This is a genomic window from Candidatus Nanopelagicales bacterium, assembly GCA_037045355.1.
In the GTDB taxonomy this organism is placed as follows: domain Bacteria; phylum Actinomycetota; class Actinomycetes; order S36-B12.
Genome location: JBAOHO010000026.1, coordinates 478565 through 498925 on the forward strand (window position 1 = coordinate 478565; position 20361 = coordinate 498925).

The following is a 20361-nucleotide window of genomic DNA, read 5'->3' on the forward strand; positions in this document are numbered from 1 at the left end:
GAGTCGTCATGGGTGTGCGCCATGCTGGGGTCACTCGGATGCCCATCGGTGGCCCGGCTCGTAGCCATTTGCCCGGCACCACGCGTCATTGGCCTCCCAGAAGTAGCGGAAGGCTGCCGAGATCTCTTGATGGCTTAAGTAGCGTGGCGACCGGATGTATCCGAGGGCGACGACCTCTTGCACTGAGGTAAGCCAGCCGGTGTCGGTGGAGTCCGCTCCCGCACACCATCCCTCGGCTTGGGAGACCGGGTTGCCGTAGGGGTCCCTGTAGGAGCGCTCTTCCATTCCTTCGAACTGCCATCCTTGATAGGCCTCAAAGAGGGACTGGCCGAGGCTTTGCGGTGAGGATGGGTCAGCCGTGACGGGCGCGAGGTCGTCTACCGACATGGGCTCACAATCGAGGGGTCCCGTTCCCTCCCAGCAGAAGTAGTCAGGCAGCGCGTCGGGTGCTGGCCGTTCTGTTCCTTCAAAGCACCAGTCTTTCCTTGCCGACGACGTTGCAGTAGTACCGGCCCCCATCGATCAGAGTGACGATTCCTGACCAGTTGGGAGAGGCCGAGTACTGGGGTTGTTGGGTTCGTGTGGTCAGGACGATGATTAGGAGGGCCGCGAGCAGCGCAATCAGGGCTCCGGACGCCCAAAGAACCTTGGCCTTGTTGGCCCTCACCTTTGTTCGCTTGGCGAGGGGCTGTTTCGCGGGTTCCTGAGTCGAGGGACTTGCAGTTCTCTGCATCGCGGTCGAATCACTAATGTGGTGCCACACGTTGTCGGACCCCAGAATGTGCCCGTTGGCTTCGTCTCCCGGATGGTAGACCGTTGGGGTCAGGGCCTCTCCACAGCGCGGACAGACTCGCCAGTCCTTGCCCTGAACCGGCCTGTCGCATGAAGGGCAGGCGGCGAGGCTTGCTGACTCATAGTCGGAAGGTGGATCCTGCACGCCGTCGATCCAGGCGGACCCACTCCAGGTGCGGACTGAGTCAGTCCAGTGGCTGCCGTTCCACCAGCGCAGGACCCGTTCTCCTCCAACTGCTGCGTCGCTCCAGGGATCCTGCTTCCATTCGCCCTCCCGCTTTCCCCACACGCTTGGCCCCATCCGAGTCGCATGGCCACGGAAGCCGCAGCGGCAACTGCGTCCTGAAGGAGGCGCATCCCCCTCATGGAGATCCTAGGTCCAACATCAAGGAATGGCGGCGATGGCTGCGGTCCGCTGGCTGAACGGAGATTGAGCCTGGCGTTGGGACACACATGTCGACCCTTCTGAGGAAGTGAGCATGCGCGCCTGTTTCACATGAAGAGGCCTGCCAGATGAAGCGGCAGTTCCAGGGACTATCTCGCGGCCTCCAAGTCCGCCGCAGCCTCCTGAAGATGAGAATCCGCAACTAGTATTGGGTTAACCGCCCCAAGGGGAAATTCACCCTCCAACTGTGTGACGGCGGCATCGTAGAACCCTGCGGCTTTGTGCAACGGGTCGGAGAACCTGCCATCGGGACTGTCAGGCACGGCAGCCATCATGCGCGCTGCTTCGGCAAAGTCCGCATGAGCGGTGATGTAGTCACCAGAGTTGAACGCGAGAGCCCCGCTCCGTACGACAGCATCAATATTGTCGGCGGCGGCTTCCGCGGTGGGGAGGTATTCAGCCCAGGTCTCGGGGCTCTGTTGTGGCTCGGCCACGTCTGGCTGTATGGAGGCGTCAGGAGTTGGTGGCGGTGCCGACTGGCTGTTCGCGACTAGAACCGTGACCAGGATTGAGGCGAGGATCGCAATGACGCCTCCGACTACCCAGGGGACCGCACTACCTCCGGTTGCGCCGTTCCGCTTGCCGGAAACAGGCCGAGGGTTATGTGCTTTCGGCGCAGATACGTGGGTCTGAAGACCTGAGGCGGGGCCGCCTATCCGGTGCCACACATTGTCGGACCCCAGAATGTGCCCATTGGCTTCGTCTCCTGGTTCGTGCCGCCCCACGGCTAGCGTTTCGCCACAGTGCGGGCAGATTCTCCAGTCGGATTCGAGTACCGCAGCGCCACAGTGAGCGCATACCTCACGCGTTGAGTGTTCAGAGCCTTCTACGGGTGTTGTTGGCCCTTGGAGGTCGGCGGGGTCGTGTCCGCGTGGGCCGCGAGTGGGTTCAGCCAGTGGCAGGGACTTGCTCTCCCATTGGGTGCCGTCCCAGATCCTCACGGAGTCCGACCATGACGATCCGTTCCACCAGCGCAGACGCGCCTTCTCGTCACTGACCTCTGATTGGGAGACGAGATACCAACCCTCGGTGGTGGGTGTGGTGTCGCTCATGGCTGCCTCCCCGCCAGGCGCGCTGATGCGCTGTCGGCGCACACCTCATTCTGCCCGATCGGGTGTGAGCGACGCTGGGCGCAGACGGAGGCAGAGCGAGATTCCACCGCGTCCCTGACGGTGGATCACCGTCGATCATCATCTTCTCCGCTGATCGGTTCAGGCGGTAGGCATTGCCAGCAACGCCTCAACTCGTCAAGAGAAGACAACACGCTGAACCCCTGCCATCGTGGAAAGGGAACTTCGACCTGAGCCAGCGCTGCAGACGGTGGCTCAGGAGCGAACAGGCACGGGGAGGTGTGGGCTCTTGACGCAATGGACCTACATCTGGGCTGATGAACGAGTCGCTGGACCCATGACCCTGACCGAGTTCCGCCGCATTGAATCTTCTCTAGGCCCCGAGGCTTGCGTCTGGCACCCCGACGACGGTTGGCTTCCCGTTTGGCTGGCCTTCGCGCCCCCTGAAGGCGAGGAATCCACGAACTGGCCATCCGGCGATCCCGACGCACCTCCGCCGCCCCCACCGCACCCCCCAAGCGATGTTGCTGAGGTCACGCAAGACAAGGCGGAGAGCCCGCATGGGTCGGGGGGGATCAACCGCCGGGCGCTGATCATTACCGGGATAGCGGTGCTTGTGGGAGGGGTCTTGCTGGCAGTGGGCATCGGCACCCTCATGAACCAGTCAGGGACAGCGGGCTTAGCGGGGTCAGCCTCTCAGGCCACAACCCCACCCTCTGCAGCCCCAGACTCGACCTCGGCGGACGGGCAAGAGGACATTCCTGTCGAGGGCTACTGGACCGGAACGATGGCATCGGGCCGATACCGCTTCGAGATGGTTATCCGCGAGCGGTCGGACAACACCCTTCGCGCCCGGATGACTCAGACCGACCGAGAGACTGGCTACTCGGGTACCGAGTTCCTCTCTGGCCGTCGTTCCGCAGATGAAATCCGGTTGAAGGGATATCGCTGGAGTCTCGACACGCCCCCAGGGTGGTCGCTAGACACCATCGCTGCACGGATCTACCAATCTGCGGATGCCTATCGGCTGTCGGGTACCTATACGTGCCCCACCTGCTCCGGAGCCCAAGGCATTAGCGGCAGGCTCCAGATCGACTACTAGCGCTAGGAACTGGAAGTGACTCGATAGTCCATTGTCTGCCTGAGGCAGTACCGGCCCCAGAATCCTGGAGGGACTTTCGTCCCTAATCACGCGGCTTCTGCACGCTTCATTCGCCCAAGCCTCAAGGGGCTACGTAGAGTGAAGAACAGGTCACCGGGCGCGATGACCAGGGCAGTCATCGGCTGTAGGCAAGTGAGATGGGGGCAGCGAAATGCTGTTGTCGCGTGGAGGTCTTGGTTCAGGAGTCATCGCAGGCTTGGTACTGGCCGTGGGCATGCTTATCCCGGATGCACCGATGAACTGTGATGGTTGAGGCTGCGTCGTAACGCGGAAATGCCCTTCAACGCTGGGATTCTGGGAGTTCTTCACGCTTCCAGAGCCACACGAAGGAGGGCATCTCGCAGATGCAACTTTCTCATGCCTTGCCGGTGATGTCAGCAACGTTCGATGAGCCGAATCTGGTCGTGTCGTCGGGTCTGGTCCCCGCGGTGGGGTTGGCGCAGCAGGTCGGTATCGCTGAGCTGGCCGATGACCTGGTCACCGTGCCCGGCCCGGCGGGTGCGAATGCGGGTGCGAAGGTCATGTCGCTGGTCGCGGGCATGGCCACCGGCGCGGACAGCATCAGCGACCTGCAGGTGTTGCGCCACGCCGCGATGGGGCGGGTGTTCACGCAGGTCAAGGCGCCGTCGACGATCGGGACGTTCCTGCGCGGGTTCACCTTCGGACATGTGCGCCAACTGGATGCGGTCGCCTCGCGAACCCTGGTCGGCCTGGTCCAGGCCACGCCCCTGCTGCCCGGCATCGAGTCGGGGTGTGTGATCGATATCGACGACACCGTAAAACCGGTGTTCGGCGCCGGCAAGCAGGGCTCAGAGTTCGGTTACACCCGGGTGCGGGGGTTGAACGCGCAGTTGGCCACGATCAGCACCGATGCTGCGGCTCCGGTGATCGCGGCCACCCGGTTACGCCGTGGCGCCAGGAACAGCGCCGCCGGTGGGGTGCGGATGCTCCGCGACACGATCGCCACCGCGCGGCGCTGCGGAGCGACCGGTCCGATCCTGGTGCGTTCCGATTCGGCCTATTGCACTACGGCCATCGTCGCCGCTATCTCCAAGGCGGGGGCCCGGTTCTCTGTCGGGATCGCCCTGAATGCTGCGGTGCGGCGCGCGATCGCGGCCATCGACGAGACCGCGTGGACCCGTATTGACTACCCGCAGGCCATCGTCGATCCCGAGACTGGGGAACTGGTCAGCGCCGCGGAGGTCGCCGAAATCGGCCATACCGCGTTCATCTCCAAACCGAAGGCCCAGCAGGTGACGGCGCGGTTGATCGTGCGCCGCATCCCGGAACTGAACAAGGCCAAACTGGCCGGCCAAGATCCGCTGTTCCCGCTGTATCGGTATCACGCGATCTTCACCGACAACCCTGCGCCGCTGATCGCCGCGGAAGCCCAGCATCGTGGTCACGCGGTGGTGGAACAAGTCATCGCCGACTTGAAGAACTCCGCCCTGGCCCACCTGCCCTCCGGGCGGTTCTCGGCGAACGCCGCGTGGCTGGTCGCAGCCGCGATCGCGTTCAACCTCACTCGCGCGCTCGGCGTGACGGCCGCCGGCCGGTTCACCAAAGCCACCACCGCGACCATCCGAGCGCGCATCATCAACACCCCCGCGCGGGTCTCGCGATCCGCTCGACGGATCCGGCTGCACCTGCCCTCGAACTGGTTGTGGGCCACCAGCTGGCTGCGCGCCTGGAACCACACCATGACCCCCGCCACCGTCTGAACCCGCCGCCCCCAGTCCCCGAACCGGAAGACAACCCAATACCGACCAGCCGACAACGTCGTCGGCGGCGCCGCCACGCCCCGAGGCCATCACTCACACCAGCGACTCGAACACGATCAACTCAGAAGCCCATCGGTGCATCCGGGCTTATGGCCCCTCCGGCCCTCGCAGACCAGGGCGATCTTGATGCTGGGTTTGGCACCGCGGGAATCGTGGAAACGGATGTCAATACTCAGGATCTTCCGGCGGCAGCGGAGTTGACGCCGGACGGTGGATTCGTGGTCGTGGGTCGGACGACGGACCACTCGACCAATGAGGAAACCATCGTCAAGTACACCAGCGCGGGGGCACTCGATCCCTCGTTCGGCTCTGGTGGGGTCGTGACGACTTCCCTTGGTGTCGCCAATGGGGAATGGGCCAAGGTCGCTGTTCAACCTGACGGGAAGATTGTGGTTGCTGGTTGGGTGCCCGGCGCTTCGTCGTCACGAATGTTGGTGGCCCGCTTCACCAGCAGCGGCTCGCTCGACTCGACTTTTGATGGCGACGGGGTCGTCCAACCGTATGCAGGGGGCACCTACGAGGAGCCGGGAGCACTTGCTGTTGCCCCCGGCGGTGAGATCTGGGTGGTCGGGTTGTCATCAACCGTGTCCATGGGGTCGCGACTGGCGGTCATGAAACTCGGATCTGACGGGGTACAGGATGCCGCCTTCGGCTCCGGAGGGTCCGTTGTCACGGACTGCGGGCTGAACGCAACCCAGCGGTCCGTTCCGGGCAACGGAGTGGTCCTCACCGGCGATGGCTCTGCAGTCATCACCGCGGGTGTGTCCAACGTGTCCGGCTGCCTGCTTAAAGTGGCGGCAAATGGTGCTCTTGATCCTTCATTCGGGACCGGCGGCGTGGTCAACAGCACGGACACCGAGTTCAAGGGCCTGGCCGTGCAGTCTGATGGTCGGATCCTGGTGTCCCAGACCTTCTGGTCGGATGTTCCCGGGACTCGGCATCGGATCACTCGCTACACCTCGGACGGTCGACTCGATACCACCTTCGGCACCTCTGGGCATGGCCTCAACCTCAACTACCAAGGTGTTATCCAGTCGTTCGCGGTTCAGCCCGACGACAAAGTAGTTGCTCTGGTGGCGGGCAACTTCAACACGTCCTCACTCGATGTCTACCGGCTGACCCGAAACGGAGTCGATGATACTGACTACCTCACCGGCTTCTACCGCTACGGTCCACTCCACCTTGATGTCACGCAGGAAGGCGTCGACGGCGACAGTTTGAGCCCTATCGATGTCCTTGTCAGCGGTACCGGGATCCTTGCGATAGGAATCGAGCGGTACAACGTCGATCCCTCGAACCCAACAAACATCTTCGTTGCGCGGATCGTGAACTCCGGTGTTCGGAATGACCCAGTTACTGCCGCGCTTTCGGCGAGCGCTGCCGTTGTGTTGACGGATGAAGAGGTGACGCTGAATGCGGGAGGTTCCACCACCTCATCTGGGGTGAAGACCTACACGTGGGATCTGGACGGCAACGGGTCCTTCGAAAGGAGTTCGGGAACCGATCCAACTGTGACTCGCTCCTGGGCCAGTCCAGGGACGGTAGTGCCGGTTGTGCAGGTGACCAGCGGTAGTGGTCGTACCGACACCGAGACCGTCAGTGTCACTGTCACACCTCGTCCTCCCTCAGGCGAGGTTGGGCTGACCGTGAACCAGGCCGCGAACTACACCCAGGACAAGAACGTGACCCTGGGCGTCGTGTGGCCGGAACACGCGACCTCGATGCGGCTCTCCAATGACGGTGGATTCGGTGCAGGTACGACGACAGTGATGGACCCCTCAGCGAGCGTTCCGTGGGTCTTGGACGATTCCGTCGCGGGTCTCGTACACGAAAGTCGTGTACTTGCGGTTCTCTGGCCCGGGAATCGACTCCACCCGCACCTACAGCGACGACATCATCTTCGACAACACCGCGCCCCGGGTCACTCAAGCCGGATACCAGGTCGCGGGCGCGTGGGTCATCGTCACCGTCAACGCCAACGATCCGGAAAGCGGCCTATCAAACATGGAAATCTCCCATGGGGCAGCCACCGTGTCCGTACCTCATGGCAGTCAGGTACTGATCCCCGCGGCCTCCCTGGGGGTGGCGCACGGCCAATCGCGGGCACGGCCAGGGGATGCGGTGTCGGCTCAGGCTTTGACGCTGCAACTTCGCGTCGGTGACAAGGCGGGGAACTGGAGCGGGTGGACCAGTCTCGCGGGAGATGGCACGACCACTGAGCCCACCCCGACGCCAGCCCCGACCTACCCGTCACCGACGCCTGCGCCGACTCCGAGCGCCACGATGAAGAAGGGCAAGACGCTAACCACCAAGGCTCTGCTGCGTCAGGCAGGGATCGCGCAACCGAAGAAATCGACGACCAAACTCGATCCCACACCGGGCAGTAAGAAGGTCTGCAAGATTCTGCCGAAGAGCGCCGGAATCAAGGCACTCAAGAAGGGCACCTGTCGGATCAAGGTGACCGTGAAGCCGCAGCGAGGGAAGGCGGCGACAACGCTCGTGACGATCACAGTGAAGTAGGAGCATCGGCGAGTCCGCGGGGGTGAGACAGGTCATGAGGAGCGGCGAGTACGCGACGAATCCAAAGCATGTCCTGGGCTGGTGGGAGTCCATCTATGGGCTGCTCAGCCAAGAACGGCGCGCGGAGTTCCTTGAACGCCCGGAGTTGGTGCAACTGTGTACCTCCTTCACGCCCAACATCGTGAAGCCCGCCCTTCGCAGAAGCAGCCTTCTCTCGGAGGCGCTGCGATGGGCCAAGGAGCACCGTGCCGACTTCCCCTCCCGGAGTAGCCCCGGGAATCGCAGCAGTCCTTCCAGAAGAATCCGGGAAGGGGCCGGCGACAAGGCAACCAAGCGTGCGACCCAACCCAGCACCAGAAGGAAGAAGAACCGTTTGGTCTCCTCCAGTGACCCGACATCGAGCCCGAGAAGACCTACCCGACGACGCACCGGGGGAGTCACTCGCTATGGGTCGGGGACCATTCGCAGCGCGGGAAACCCCGAGGATGTGCTTCCTGGCGGCGGCAAATGCCCTGCCTGCGGAATGGTCTACCGCTCAGACGGGCACTGTCGCTGCTCGTGAACGTCCCATCGGTCGCAGTACACCTCGAACCTGCCCACCATGACCTCGCTCGAATCTTCCGGAGAGACGCCTGGCGATAACGAGAGGTGTGGACGGATGCTCGCGGACGCAAGCCTCGCCACATCGCCTGGGACTCCTACGGGGTGCGGTAGTTGCTCATCCAGATCCGTTGCTCGAAGCCCCCTCGTGACTGCCTCTTGGCCGTCGCCGTCTGAACCACCTCATCAAGGCTGGCTCCTTCGACCTCTATCAGTGCAAGCAGTACTTCGTAGACATCGGCCATCTCTTCGATGCGGTCAGCGCCGTCGGCTTCGTGGAGTTCGCGTGATTCCTCGACCAGTTTCAGGTTCAGGGCTTCCCACATGTCGTCCTCGTCAAGGATGACGGTGTCGTACGTGGCCCCTTGAGCGGTCACGATGTCGGGGATCTGGTCGCGGACGAGTTTGCCGTCTGTTGGGAAGTGTCATGCCGGTAACTTACGCAAGGTGACGTGAGGAACATGGGATTGGCGGGTTCCTCGACTACGAGCCGACCGAGATCGACAACTTCCGCGGCATCGTCCTGTTCGGGATGAACACAGCCTCCTACAAGTTCGCTCTCGCGAAGTCGCTGATCGACCTCGTGCGAGCAGGGCAAGGACCGGGCCACCCTGGAGGAACTTGCGGTCCCCTTCTCGGCGCACCTGACCGAGCATCTGGCGCACTCACCACGGCAGATCAAGGCCACGTCGAGCAAGTTCCTCGATGCCTGCCGGGAGTTCAACCAGGGTGAGGTGGATCAGGGGGTTCTGATCGACACGACGGTCCGTCTCGGGTTCAACAACGTCATCGACGCCTTCCACAAGGTGGGCGGATCGGATGTCTCCACCCGGTTCTTCATCGACGAACGCAAGACCGCAACCCGCGGCATCGTCCTGACCGACTCGGTCCACGCGCTGACTGCCTCGGACCTGTACTCGCCGATTGAAGAGACCGAGGCCCGTTGGAGGCTGGTGGAATCAGCATGGGACCTCGGCCTGGATACGTCGCTGGTACGCGTGGACTCCGACCTGCACTACTTGCTGTCGAATGACCGGCGCAGCAACGATCACGTCCGCACGCGATGCCCTCAACGGGTATCAGCGGGGATCGTGCTTCTACTGCTACCGACCGATTGGCATCATCCCCGGGCGAGGCAGACCTCGCTGATGTGGATCACGTCTTCCCCCACGTGCTGCAACGCCGCGGGATGCTGACCAACCTCGATGGAGTGTGGAACCTCGTCCTCGCCTGTGTGCACCTGCAATCGAGGAGCCGATGGGCAAGTTCGACGCAGTCCCTGCGGCGAAGTACGTCGAACGCCTCAGCAGGAGGAACGAGTACCTCATCTCCAGCGCCCACCCACTTCGCGAGACTCTGATGGCCCAAACAGGTCCCGACCCCGCCTCACGGCGGGCCTACCTGCAGGCCAAGCACTCACCGAAGCGGGTCAAGCACACCCGGCGCGCTGGCAGACCGACGAGCAAGGTCTGCCCAACTTCTAAGTCCGAGACAGTCAGGTAAGCGTACGAGTGTGCGGTCCGCGGTCGCTGGTCGAACCCCGGGGGCGGGCGACCTTGAGAAGGCCGTCGCGACAGTGCACACCTCATGGACGGCGGCCCAGTTCCCACTAGGGAAAGCAGTGCAGTCCGCATTCAATGAGAGCCAGCGCCAAGCACCCGGATTTGCCGAAGGACCTTCGTCCCTAATCGAGGGCCACTTGCCTGGAATGAGCGTCTGAACCGCGCCAACTACGTAAAGTGATTTGCAGGTCACCTGACGCGATGGTCGCGTTATCAGCAGCGTGTGACGGGGGAGGGTTCAGGCCCATGGCCAAGATGCAGCGGACCCGTGAGATTCCCGTGGCGGTTGTGGCGACTTCGATCGCCGATCCTCCTACTTCGCGGATCAGGTCGTATTCGCGGACTGCGCGTTGCCGATTGCCTGCTCCTGCTCACTCGAGCCGACGTGGAGTGTCAGTCTTTCGCCGGGGTGTGGGGTCAGGTCTCGTCGGGTTGATCGTCGTGTTCGGTCTCGCTGCCTGTGGTGCCGGGGAGACGGTTTCCCCGCAGTCGCCCTCTCCGTCGCTGTCGGAGTCTGTGCTCTTGCGGCAAGAAACGCTGCAGCAGTACTTCAATCCACTGTCGAGAGGCACGGTGAATGGAGCCGAACTAGCGTCGGCCTCAGCGTCACCCGGAAGTCCCGCTGCGGCCTTTGCCGAACATCAGGCAAACATGATCGTGGCCGCTCGGTCGAGTCAACTAGGTCAGGTGTGGACCGTTTCGACCACAGTTGTCTCCGACTCTTCGGTGGACTGGACGGCTGGTAGCAACCAGTACTCCGACACGGCTGAGTTCACTGATTTCGAGTACGACAGGAGTGGTCGGCTCACAACGTGGCTGGTCTCTGGCAAGTATCCCCTCACGACCTTGGTGGGACGAGTCAATAAGACGCAGTCAATCGGCGGTACTGAGATCACTGTGAAGGATGCCTACCGAACAGCCACCGGTGACCTGCAGGTGACGTATGAGGCTGCTGCGCAGGGCAAATCGGGAAACATCCTCGTGGACGGCTACGTGAACAAGGGCCGCACGCGCAAGGGCAGTCCACAGGCTTACCAACTTGACCTCAGTCGAAGGGCGACGGCTGAGGGTGCCTCCGTCTTCCTTAAGTCGGACTGGGGCGGCGATCTGGTTTTCTCGTCGTTCTACCCGAACGAGGGCCAGGCGGAGATTCCGGTGACGGCCAGACCGTTCACTGACAGCGCGTCGAAACAGAAGAAGGGTGACGAGACATGAGGACAAGGACAACAGTCAGCGCTGGAGTGTTGAGCGCTTCGATGCTGCTGGCGCTGGCCGCCTGCAGTTCGGGAACGACCTCAACGAGTGGCGAATCCGCCGCAGCGTCGGGGGAACCCGCCGGTTCCGAGCAGGTACTGACGGACTACTTCACCGCATTCGCAACCCAGGACAGCGGGGACATGAAGCCCATGCTGAAGTCCTCCGCCCCAGGCTCTCCGGCCTTCCTCTACGCACGCCACCAAATCAACGGGGCACTGGCTGGAGAGTCCGCGAACGTATCCTCCGACCCTTCGGAGGTAACGGTCTCCGGCGATTCCGTCACTTTGGTCGATGAGGCCTTGCTTGACGAGGATTCGAGCGAGGCAGAACGTCAAGAGGCGACCACCGTCTACAAGGACTTCACCTTCGCCCCTGATGGCCGCCTCGACACCTGGACCTCCGAGCCAGGAGGCCCGCTGGCCCCTCGGGTGAAGGCACAGAGTGGGTCCGGGAGCAGTGGCAAGGTCACCGTCAAGGCTTCAACGTCCTACGTGACCAACGACGGTGACCTCGCCGTTACCTACACGGTGCGCAACAAGTCCAACGACAAGGCCCAGTTGACACCTGACGGCTACCTGAACCCCAACAGGAGACAAGTCGATGTTTCCACCTACACGGGGATGCTTGACCTCTCACCAGGGGCCTTCGCCGACGAACGCGCGTCCATCGATAACGGCCAGCCGGGAGGAAAACTCATCTTCCAGGTCTACTTTGTCGGCTCCACTTCCCCGATGACATCCATCACCGTTCCCATCGCCAAGTAGGGGCCACCCCATCGGGTAGAGCGCCGAGCGGCTGCGGTCTAGGAAGGGAGCAGAGCGCAGGTCATGGCTGTCTCTTGGGAGATCCCCGCTGGTCGGTAAGCCAGGCGGCTTGGCGCTCTGCATCTGAGGGTGCCGCCCTGGTCGGAGGTCGTAGAGTCCGGCACATGACCCACGATGACATCGAGAAGGCGATGCGCGCGCTTCACGAGGTGCTGGACCGGGTCGAGTCGGGGGAGTTGGACGCGACCGCGGGGATGGTGGCGCGGCTGGAGGGCGCTCTGGTCGCTCTGGACGCCCTCCTGGAAGGTACGGAGATACAGTAAACGACCGTTTAGTGTAATCTGGGGGTATGGGGACACCTGGGGAGTACCGGGTCATCGGCTATCTGCGGGTCTCGACCGCGGAGCAAGCAGACAGTGGGGCGGGCCTCGCGGCGCAGCGGGCACAGATCCAATCGGCGGTCGATTACCGCGACTGGACTCTCACCAGGGTCTTGGAGGACGCGGGCGTCAGCGGGAAGTCCCTGTCGGGCAGGCCCGCCCTTCAAGAGGCGCTCCATCTCCTCGCCAACCGTGAAGCCGACGCCCTCGTCGTTGCGAAGTTGGATCGCCTCTCCCGGTCCCTGCTCGACTTCGCCGGTCTGATGGAGCAGGCCCGCCATGAGGGGTGGAACCTGGTGGCGCTGGATCTCGGCATTGACCTGTCCACACCTGCGGGGGAGTTCCTATCGAATGTGATGGCCAGTGCTGCGCAGTGGGAACGCCGCATCATCGGGCAGCGAACCAAGGACGCTCTTGCCGCTCGTCGTGCCGCCGGGGTCACGCTCGGCAGGCCCCGAGTGCTGCCACAGGAAGTCGTGGCCCGCATCGCGAGCGAAAGGCAGGCGGGAGCGACGCTGCAGGGCATTGCAGATGGCCTCATGGCGGACGACGTGCCGACGGCTCGTGGCGGTGACCGGTGGTATCCATCGAGCGTCCGCTCGATCCTCTCCAGCGCCAGCAGTTGACCACCCACCGTTAGCGACCTTCGCGAAGGCGTCCGGGCAGGCCTTTGGGATTCGACGTATTGGGATGGGCCACACTTCGTGGCCGTACCAGTTGCCTGGTTGCGGAGTGGGACGCGCCATCCATCAGACTGCGATACAAGCCCAGGGTCCGTCGTCAGATTCCTTCACTGCCCAGCACTTCAGTCGGAAGCCTCGAAACAGCAGTCTGTGGCGGCGAGGACACCGATACCGTCGCTGCGATTGCCGGGGGCCTGCTCGGTGCCCGATACGGGGCCTCCGCGATCCCTGCCCAGTGGCGTCGGATCTTGCACGGCTGGCCCGGCAAACGAGGTCGAGACCTGATCTCCGCTGCCACCTTGATCGTCCGTCACGGGCAACCTGACTCCGGCGGGATGGCCCTCTCTCGCGACGATGGACTACAGCGGATACGGCGACATCCGCCAGATCGCAGCGCACCCCCACGATTCAGGAGTCATCCTGGCCGGAGTCGGTCACCTGGATCCGCTTCCGGAGGGCGTGGATTCCGTGGTGTCGCTGTGTCGTTTGGGGCGTGACCAGGTGCCCGCGGCGGGAATCGCACCTGAGGACCACGTCGAGGTGTGGTTGGTGGATAGCAGCGCCCCTGACGACAACCCGAACCTTGATTTCGTTCTTTCCGATACAGCGGACCTCGTCGAGCAACTCCGAAACGAAGGACGAACGGTGCTGCTTCACTGCGTGCACGCGGTTTCCCGAACGCCCACGGTTGCCGCCATGTACGCGATACACAAGCAGGCCGTGAGTGCTGAATCAGCCCTCAGCGGCATCCGCGATGACTTACCCCTCTCGGATCCCAACCGGTCATTCCTCGATGCGCTCGTTCGTCATCACCTGTCCTAACGGGATGAGGGCCGTCCCTGGCTGAGCGCCGCGATCTGCCGTACCGGACCCGACTACCCGCGATGCTGACTCTCAGTGGAGGGGAACCAGGCTCGTGGCGCTCGGTGGACCCGGGGATGGTCTCGCCCTTCCACCGGTCGTGGAGGTGTTTGACCAAGGCCTGGGTTCGTTCGGGACTTTGGTCCTCAATATGGGGCTGTGTCAGGCGCATCCGGTGGTTGCTGCCCTACCGTGAGTTGGCCAGACGCACTCTAAGTGGCGTTTACCGAACGGGGAAACGGGGTCGAAATGACGCGTACGAGTTGTCAGTCCATGCGTTTGTTGTTGCGGAGCGTTCGCTGCGCTGGTGGTGGCCCTGGGTGTGATCGCGTTCGGAGCCGGTGGTCCGGTGCAGGCCGCAGAAAGCGACTCGGGCGTTCCCGGTGTCACCGAAGCGGACGCGAATGTGACCGGTACGGTTTCCAGCACTAACGGCGCGGTGGCCAGCGGCTATGTGGAGTTCTACGCCTCATGTGAGGACTGGAATACCGGTAATGATGCGGGATATGCGTCGTTCTACGATTCCCAGCCGTACCAGGTGACGGTGCCGCCGGGGGACTACCGGGTGCGCATCTCGCCTGACAGCGGGTACGGGTGCAGTGAGGTCGTGGCATAACGCGAAATCGTCGTGCGCGGACGCCGATGTGGTGACCGTGGCTCCGGGAGCCAACACCCGCAACCTGGTGGCGACCGTCCGGCGTCGAATGTCACCGGCACGGTGTCCAGCAGCTAACGGCCCGGTGGCCGGCGGCAACGTGGAGTTCTACGCCTCGTGTCGAGGACTGGAACAACGGCAATGAGGCGGGATATGCGGTGGTTCTACGAGTTCTCGAGCCGTACCAGGTGACGGTGCCAGGCGGGGGACTACCGGGTGCGCATCAGGCCCTGGCGATGGTACGGGTGCAGTGAGGTCGTGGCATAACGCGAAATCGTCGTGCGCGGACGCCGATGTGCGTGACCGTGGCCCCGGGAGCCAACACCCGCAACCTGGTGGCGACCGACAGGCGTGAATGTGACCGGTACGGTGTCCAGCAGCAACGGCGCGGTGGCCAGCGGCTCGTGTGACGTTCTACGCCTCGTGTCAGGACTGGAACACCGACAGTGCGGCGGGATACGGGTCGTTCTACGGTTCCGAGCCGTACCAGGTGACGGTGCCGACGGCGGGGGACTACCGGGTGCGCATCTCGCCTAACGAGCGGTACGGGTGCAGTGAGGTCGTGGCATAACGCGAAATCGTCGTGCGCGGACGCCGATGACGTGACCGTGGCCCCGGGAGCCGACACCCGCAACCTGGTGGCGACCGCAGGCGTGAATGTGACCGGTACTGTTTCCAGCAGCTAACGGCGCGGTGGCCAGCGGCTATGTGGAGTTCTACGCCTCGTGTGAGGACTGGAATACCGGTGATACTGCGGGAGATGCGTACGTTCTACGATTCCCAGCCGTACCAGGTGACGGTGCCGACGGCGGGGGACTACCTGGTGCGCATCTTGCCTGGCGGCGGTACGGGTGCAGTGAGGTCGTGGCATAACGCGAAATCGTCGTGCGCGGACGCCGATGACGTGACCGTGGCCCCAGGAGCCACCCCCCGCAACCTGGTGGCATTGCCCGGTTCGAATGTGACCGGTACGGTTTCCAGCAGCACCGGCTCGATGTCAATAGCCCAGGTATCGTTCTACGCCTCATGTGATGACTGGAACAACGGCTCGTCAGCGGGGTCATCGTTCGCCTCAACGTCGTATCAGGTGACGGTGCCGACGGGGCAGTATCGGGTCCTCATTCAAGGATTGTTCGGCTCCACCATTCTGTCGTCGTGGCACGATGCGAAATCGTCGTGCGCGGACGCCACCGTGGTCACGGTCGCCGAGGGAGACAACACCCTGAATCTGGTGCTGCAGGTTACGCCGACGCCCACGCCGACGCCGACGCCGACGCCGACCGTGACGCCGACGCCGACCGTGACGCCGACCGTGACGCCGACGCCGACCGTGACGCCGACGCCGACCGTGACGCCGACGCCGACCGTGACGCCGACGCCGACCGTGACGCCGACGCCGACCGTGACGCCGACGCCCACACCGACCTATCCCACGCCGACGCCCGCACCCACTCCGAAAGCCACGGTCACGAAGGGTAAGACGCTGACGACGAAGGCACTGCTTCGTCAGGCGAAGATCGCCCAGCCGAAGAAGTCAACAACCAAACTCGCTCCGACTCCGGGTAGCAAGAAGGTCTGCAAGATCCTGCCCAAGAGCGCCGGGATCAAGGCACTCAAGAAGGGAACCTGTCGCATCAAGGTCACCGTGAAGCCGAAGCGCGGCAAGGCAGCAACAACCCTCGTGACAATCACTGTGAAGTAGGAGTTGTTCCGCGTCTGACTTCGTGACACTTTTCCGGTGTTTTCCTAACCAACATTTTGGTGCCGTCGACCGTGGAGTTGGAGGATGTCATGGTGTCGGTTTCACAGGGGTCCGAGCAGGGCCGGCGTAAGCGGAGGCGTCGGATTTTGTCGCCGTCGGAGAAGTACGAGATCTGGTTGCAGTTGCTGCGTGGGGAGGCCTCGATGGCTGAGGCTGCCGCGGCTCATCAGGTGGACCGTTCGGTGATCGTGCGGCTGCGGCAGGTGGCCCGGCAGGGCGCGTTGACCGCGTTGGCGGCGTCGCGGCCAGGGACGCCGCGTGATCGCGCGCGGGACTTGGAGTTGGAGGCGGTGCGCGCGGAGAACGCGCGGATGGCTGAGGCCATCAAGGAGATGGCGATCAAGTTGACGCTGGCCGAGGGAAAAGACAGCTGGGGTTGAGTGGCCCGATCCCAGCACGGGTATCTGAGGCCACGAAAGCGGCGTTGCTGGGTCTGGTCGCTCAGGCCCAGCGGCAGGGCTGGACCGCGGCGGCGGCATGCACCTACTTGGACCTGCCGACCCGGCGCTACCAGCGGTGGCGCACCCGAGCGGTCGCCGGTTCGCTGGCGGACGCCCGCCCGGGCGGGCACCCGGTGCATGGTCTGCTCGCCGACGAACACGCCGCGATCGTGGCGGTGTTCGACCAGTGGGCCGACATCGACCGCTCGCACCGCAAACTGGCTCACCGCGGCTCCTATACCGGCCAGTTTTGGGCGTCACCATCGACGGTGCGCCGCGTTTTGGCGTTATCCGGCAAGCGTTTCCGCCCCCCGCGCGGCGGCGGCGCCGGCGCGAAGCGGCCGGTACCGAACTGGGTGTCGTGGCAGCCAAACAGAATCTGGATTTACGACACGACGCACTTCACCCGCGCGCAGATGGCGTGTGTGGCTGTGCTCGACGTCGTGTCCAGGAAATGGATCGCCACCGTGGTCTCTGCCGAAGAAACCTCGGTGCAGGTGAAGCTGTGCTTCGAACGGGCCCTGGCCGCTGAAGGCCTGGACCTCGTCTTGGACCAACGCGCCGCTGAGAGGGCCGCCGGGGTGCACGGACCCCACCTGCCGATCCTGCTGGCCATGAGCGATAACGGCCCCCAGATGACCTCGGGCGACACCGCGCAGTTCATGGCCGTCAGCGCGATCGCCCAGCATTTCGGGCGACCCGGCACCCCCACCGACCAGGCCTGGGTGGAGTCCCACTTCGGCCACGTCAAAGGCGAACACCCCCACCTGGCCGTGATCCGAGACCCCGCCACCTTGCGCGCTGAACTCGACGTGGTGCGCACCCACCACAACACCGTGCGACTGCACGAAGCGATCGGCTACGTCACCCCCGACGACGAACACGAAGGCCGAGGAGAAACCATCCGCCAAGCCCGCCATGACGGGATGAAACGAGCCCGACTGCGCCGGATTGCATCCCGCCAAAACGACCGCCAGAATCAAACTGCCAAGAGGCACCCCGATGGTGGTTAGACAACCAGCCGAAGAGCGACATTAAGTCAGACACGCCTCAAGTAACCGCGTGAGGTTCACACCCACGACCGTGTACTCGGGCCGCATCGCTGGACTCCACTCGTACCTGGCCATGCTCGAAGCCCCGGGGGTGGGTCAAGGGTGATGATCAGGCTAGGGCGCGGTCAACTCGTTGCCCGACCCACACCCAGGGTGCGGGCGATCTGCGGGGTACTGATCCCGTCGCTCTTCATGGCCTTGGCGGCCTTGATGCGCTCCGGTGTCATGGCAGTGGGGCGTCCACCGACGCGACCGCGTTCTTTGGCGGCGGCAGAGGCCCGCTTTGGTTCTTTCTGAAATGAGTCGCCGTTCCATGTGCGCCAGGGCGGCGAATACGTGAAACACCGAGCTCGCCGCCCGGCGGTGGTGGTGTCGATGGCCTCGGTGAGGGAGCGGAACTGGATACTCGCGGTCGGCGAGATCGGCGAGATAGTCGTGACGAGGTCGGTGAGCGACCGCCCGAGCCGGTCGACGCGCCACACGACCAGCACATCTCCAGGGTTGAGGCAGTCCAAGCACGGCTGGCAGTTGGGGTCGCTCCATGGAGGAGCCGGACGCCTTGTCCGTGAAGACGCGAACGGCTCCGGCTGACTTCAACGCGTCAAGTTGAAGATCGGGGTTCTGATCGGTGGTCGATACCCGCGCGTAGCCGATGGTGTTGGCCATGATGTTCCTCCGTTGACGCCCCGCGCGAGTGGCGACGTTGTTGAGTGGCGGGTGCCCATTGAGGCGTGTCTGACTTAATGTCGCTCTTCGGCTGGTTGTCTAACCACCATCGGGGTGCCTCTTGGCAGTTTGATTCTGGCGGTCGTTTTGGCGGGATGCAATCCGGCGCAGTCGGGCTCGTTTCATCCCGTCATGGCGGGCTTGGCGGATGGTTTCTCCTCGGCCTTCGTGTTCGTCGTCGGGGGTGACGTAGCCGATCGCTTCGTGCAGTCGCACGGTGTTGTGGTGGGTGCGCACCACGTCGAGTTCAGCGCGCAAGGTGGCGGGGTCTCGGATCACGGCCAGGTGGGGGTGTTCGCCTTTGACGTGGCCGAAGTGGGACTCCACCCAGGCCTGGTCGGTGGGGGTGCCGGGTCGCCCGAAATGCTGGGCGATCGCGCTGACGGCCATGAACTGCGCGGTGTCGCCCGAGGTCATCTGGGGGCCGTTATCGCTCATGGCCAGCAGGATCGGCAGGTGGGGTCCGTGCACCCCGGCGGCCCTCTCAGCGGCGCGTTGGTCCAAGACGAGGTCCAGGCCTTCAGCGGCCAGGGCCCGTTCGAAGCACAGCTTCACCTGCACCGAGGTTTCTTCGGCAGAGACCACGGTGGCGATCCATTTCCTGGACACGACGTCGAGCACAGCCACACACGCCATCTGCGCGCGGGTGAAGTGCGTCGTGTCGTAAATCCAGATTCTGTTTGGCTGCCACGACACCCAGTTCGGTACCGGCCGCTTCGCGCCGGCGCCGCCGCCGCGCGGGGGGCGGAAACGCTTGCCGGATAACGCCAAAACGCGGCGCACCGTCGATGGTGACGCCCAAAACTGGCCGGTATAGGAGCCGCGGTGAGCCAGTTTGCGGTGCGAGCGGTCGATGTCGGCCCACTGGTCGAACACCGCCACGATCGCGGCGTGTTCGTCGGCGAGCAGACCATGCACCGGGTGCCCGCCCGGGCGGGCGTCCGCCAGCGAACCGGCGACCGCTCGGGTGCGCCACCGCTGGTAGCGCCGGGTCGGCAGGTCCAAGTAGGTGCATGCCGCCGCCGCGGTCCAGCCCTGCCGCTGGGCCTGAGCGACCAGACCCAGCAACGCCGCTTTCGTGGCCTCAGATACCCGTGCTGGGATCGGGCCACTCAACCCCAGCTGTCTTTTCCCTCGGCCAGCGTCAACTTGATCGCCATCTCCTTGATGGCCTCAGCCATCCGCGCGTTCTCCGCGCGCACCGCCTCCAACTCCAAGTCCCGCGCGCGATCACGCGGCGTCCCTGGCCGCGACGCCGCCAACGCGGTCAACGCGCCCTGCCGGGCCACCTGCCGCAGCCGCACGATCACCGAACGGTCCACCTGATGAGCCGCGGCAGCCTCAGCCATCGAGGCCTCCCCACGCAGCAACTGCAACCAGATCTCGTACTTCTCCGACGGCGACAAAATCCGACGCCTCCGCTTACGCCGGCCCTGCTCGGACCCCTGTGAAACCGACACCATGACATCCTCCAACTCCACGGTCGACGGCACCAAAATGTTGGTTAGGAAAACACCGGAAAAGTGTCACGAAGTCAGACGCGGAACACCATATAGGTGGAACACCTGGTTTCGGGCAGCAATTCCCGTGGGCAGGGTTTTCGGGCAGATCCGTCCGCTCAAGTGGACGTGACCGACAGAGTCATCGCAGGGTGCCCACAAACGACCGTTACAGGACGCCTGTAACTTCGCTGCTCAGTAGTCAGTGTGAATCACTGGGACGAGTGCACTGCTGGACTCCGGTTCTCGGGCTTGCGGTCGCGGGTTCCGTTCAGGGTCTACTTCTGCGCTGTCTGGCTTGGACAACTTCGGGGCCGGTGGCGTCCATGCCCGCAGGTTCTGCATCACCG

At 63.8% G+C, this 20361-nt stretch carries 21 protein-coding genes and 2 pseudogenes; 16 read left to right on the forward strand and 7 right to left on the reverse strand.

The features are described 5' to 3' along the window. Positions 1 to 30: 30 nt before the first annotated feature. The 3 genes from V9E98_14900 to V9E98_14910 form a co-directional block, all read right to left on the reverse strand. Positions 31 to 387 (reverse strand): hypothetical protein, encoded by a 357-nt coding sequence (locus V9E98_14900; GenBank protein ID MEI2718253.1) that lies wholly within the window; start codon positions 385 to 387, stop codon positions 31 to 33. A 79-nt stretch (positions 388 to 466) separates the two neighbouring features. Continuing rightward, positions 467 to 667, reverse strand: a complete 201-nt coding sequence (locus V9E98_14905; GenBank protein ID MEI2718254.1) for a hypothetical protein — start codon at positions 665 to 667, stop codon at positions 467 to 469. 659 nt (positions 668 to 1326) lie between these two features. Further along, positions 1327 to 1671 carry a hypothetical protein gene (locus V9E98_14910; GenBank protein ID MEI2718255.1) on the reverse strand — a complete coding sequence of 115 codons (345 nt, stop codon included), beginning with the start codon at positions 1669 to 1671 and terminating at the stop codon, positions 1327 to 1329. Positions 1672 to 2596: 925 nt separating this feature from the next. Between V9E98_14910 and V9E98_14915 the strand changes: the two genes are divergently transcribed. The 4 genes from V9E98_14915 to V9E98_14930 all read left to right on the forward strand — a co-directional run bounded on the left by V9E98_14915 (position 2597) and on the right by V9E98_14930 (position 7770). Further along, positions 2597 to 3409: a hypothetical protein gene (locus V9E98_14915; GenBank protein MEI2718256.1), complete on the forward strand. Its 813-nt coding sequence runs from the start codon at positions 2597 to 2599 to the stop codon at positions 3407 to 3409. 404 nt (positions 3410 to 3813) lie between these two features. Beyond that, the gene (locus V9E98_14920) at positions 3814 to 5190 is read left to right on the forward strand and encodes an IS1380 family transposase (GenBank protein MEI2718257.1); all 1377 of its coding nucleotides are present in this window, start codon (positions 3814 to 3816) and stop codon (positions 5188 to 5190) included. A gap of 212 nt (positions 5191 to 5402) precedes the next feature. Further along, entirely contained in the window at positions 5403 to 7412 is a 2010-nt protein-coding gene (locus V9E98_14925) for a hypothetical protein (protein ID MEI2718258.1), read from the forward strand. After that, complete coding sequence (locus V9E98_14930; GenBank protein MEI2718259.1) at positions 7387 to 7770, forward strand: hypothetical protein; 384 nt, start codon at positions 7387 to 7389, stop codon at positions 7768 to 7770. Before V9E98_14925 ends, V9E98_14930 begins: the two co-directional genes overlap by 26 nt. 698 nt (positions 7771 to 8468) lie before the next feature. On the opposite strand, the gene V9E98_14935 is transcribed toward V9E98_14930, so the two are convergent. Next, a complete protein-coding gene (locus V9E98_14935; GenBank protein MEI2718260.1) occupies positions 8469 to 8747 on the reverse strand; it encodes a nucleoside triphosphate pyrophosphohydrolase in 279 nt (92 codons plus the stop codon). Between the two features lie 357 nt (positions 8748 to 9104). Here V9E98_14935 and V9E98_14940 point away from each other — a divergent pair, with 357 nt between their 5' ends. The 12 genes and pseudogenes from V9E98_14940 to V9E98_14995 all read left to right on the forward strand — a co-directional run bounded on the left by V9E98_14940 (position 9105) and on the right by V9E98_14995 (position 17747). After that, positions 9105 to 9566, forward strand: a complete 462-nt coding sequence (locus V9E98_14940) for a hypothetical protein (protein ID MEI2718261.1) — start codon at positions 9105 to 9107, stop codon at positions 9564 to 9566. A 1053-nt stretch (positions 9567 to 10619) separates the two neighbouring features. After that, entirely contained in the window at positions 10620 to 11147 is a 528-nt protein-coding gene (locus tag V9E98_14945; GenBank protein ID MEI2718262.1) for a hypothetical protein, read from the forward strand. After that, positions 11144 to 11953 carry a hypothetical protein gene (locus V9E98_14950; protein ID MEI2718263.1) on the forward strand — a complete coding sequence of 270 codons (810 nt, stop codon included), beginning with the start codon at positions 11144 to 11146 and terminating at the stop codon, positions 11951 to 11953. Before V9E98_14945 ends, V9E98_14950 begins: the two co-directional genes overlap by 4 nt. A 164-nt stretch (positions 11954 to 12117) precedes the next feature. After that, positions 12118 to 12276: a hypothetical protein gene (locus tag V9E98_14955; GenBank protein ID MEI2718264.1), complete on the forward strand. Its 159-nt coding sequence runs from the start codon at positions 12118 to 12120 to the stop codon at positions 12274 to 12276. A gap of 26 nt (positions 12277 to 12302) precedes the next feature. After that, positions 12303 to 12959 (forward strand): recombinase family protein, encoded by a 657-nt coding sequence (locus V9E98_14960; protein MEI2718265.1) that lies wholly within the window; start codon positions 12303 to 12305, stop codon positions 12957 to 12959. Positions 12960 to 13018: 59 nt separating this feature from the next. Next, positions 13019 to 13201: pseudogene (locus V9E98_14965) on the forward strand (hypothetical protein). A 169-nt stretch (positions 13202 to 13370) separates the two neighbouring features. Beyond that, on the forward strand, positions 13371 to 13838 hold the full coding sequence (locus V9E98_14970; GenBank protein MEI2718266.1) for a dual specificity protein phosphatase family protein: 468 nt from the start codon (positions 13371 to 13373) through the stop codon (positions 13836 to 13838). 346 nt (positions 13839 to 14184) lie between these two features. Beyond that, on the forward strand, positions 14185 to 14493 hold the full coding sequence (locus V9E98_14975; protein MEI2718267.1) for a hypothetical protein: 309 nt from the start codon (positions 14185 to 14187) through the stop codon (positions 14491 to 14493). Between the two features lie 445 nt (positions 14494 to 14938). Next, positions 14939 to 15103: a hypothetical protein gene (locus V9E98_14980; protein ID MEI2718268.1), complete on the forward strand. Its 165-nt coding sequence runs from the start codon at positions 14939 to 14941 to the stop codon at positions 15101 to 15103. 189 nt (positions 15104 to 15292) lie between these two features. Further along, positions 15293 to 16234 carry a hypothetical protein gene (locus V9E98_14985; protein ID MEI2718269.1) on the forward strand — a complete coding sequence of 314 codons (942 nt, stop codon included), beginning with the start codon at positions 15293 to 15295 and terminating at the stop codon, positions 16232 to 16234. A 59-nt stretch (positions 16235 to 16293) separates the two neighbouring features. Beyond that, positions 16294 to 16674 (forward strand): hypothetical protein, encoded by a 381-nt coding sequence (locus tag V9E98_14990; protein MEI2718270.1) that lies wholly within the window; start codon positions 16294 to 16296, stop codon positions 16672 to 16674. After that, positions 16671 to 17747, forward strand: a complete 1077-nt coding sequence (locus tag V9E98_14995; GenBank protein MEI2718271.1) for a DDE-type integrase/transposase/recombinase — start codon at positions 16671 to 16673, stop codon at positions 17745 to 17747. The genes V9E98_14990 and V9E98_14995 overlap by 4 nt, the downstream gene beginning before the upstream one ends. A 164-nt stretch (positions 17748 to 17911) precedes the next feature. Here the strand turns inward: V9E98_14995 and V9E98_15000 are convergent. The 3 genes and pseudogenes from V9E98_15000 to V9E98_15010 all read right to left on the reverse strand — a co-directional run bounded on the left by V9E98_15000 (position 17912) and on the right by V9E98_15010 (position 20005). Beyond that, positions 17912 to 18307, reverse strand: a pseudogene (locus V9E98_15000) (recombinase family protein). A gap of 244 nt (positions 18308 to 18551) precedes the next feature. Continuing rightward, complete coding sequence (locus V9E98_15005) at positions 18552 to 19628, reverse strand: DDE-type integrase/transposase/recombinase (protein ID MEI2718272.1); 1077 nt, start codon at positions 19626 to 19628, stop codon at positions 18552 to 18554. Beyond that, positions 19625 to 20005: a hypothetical protein gene (locus tag V9E98_15010; protein MEI2718273.1), complete on the reverse strand. Its 381-nt coding sequence runs from the start codon at positions 20003 to 20005 to the stop codon at positions 19625 to 19627. Before V9E98_15010 ends, V9E98_15005 begins: the two co-directional genes overlap by 4 nt. Positions 20006 to 20361 lie beyond the last annotated feature (356 nt).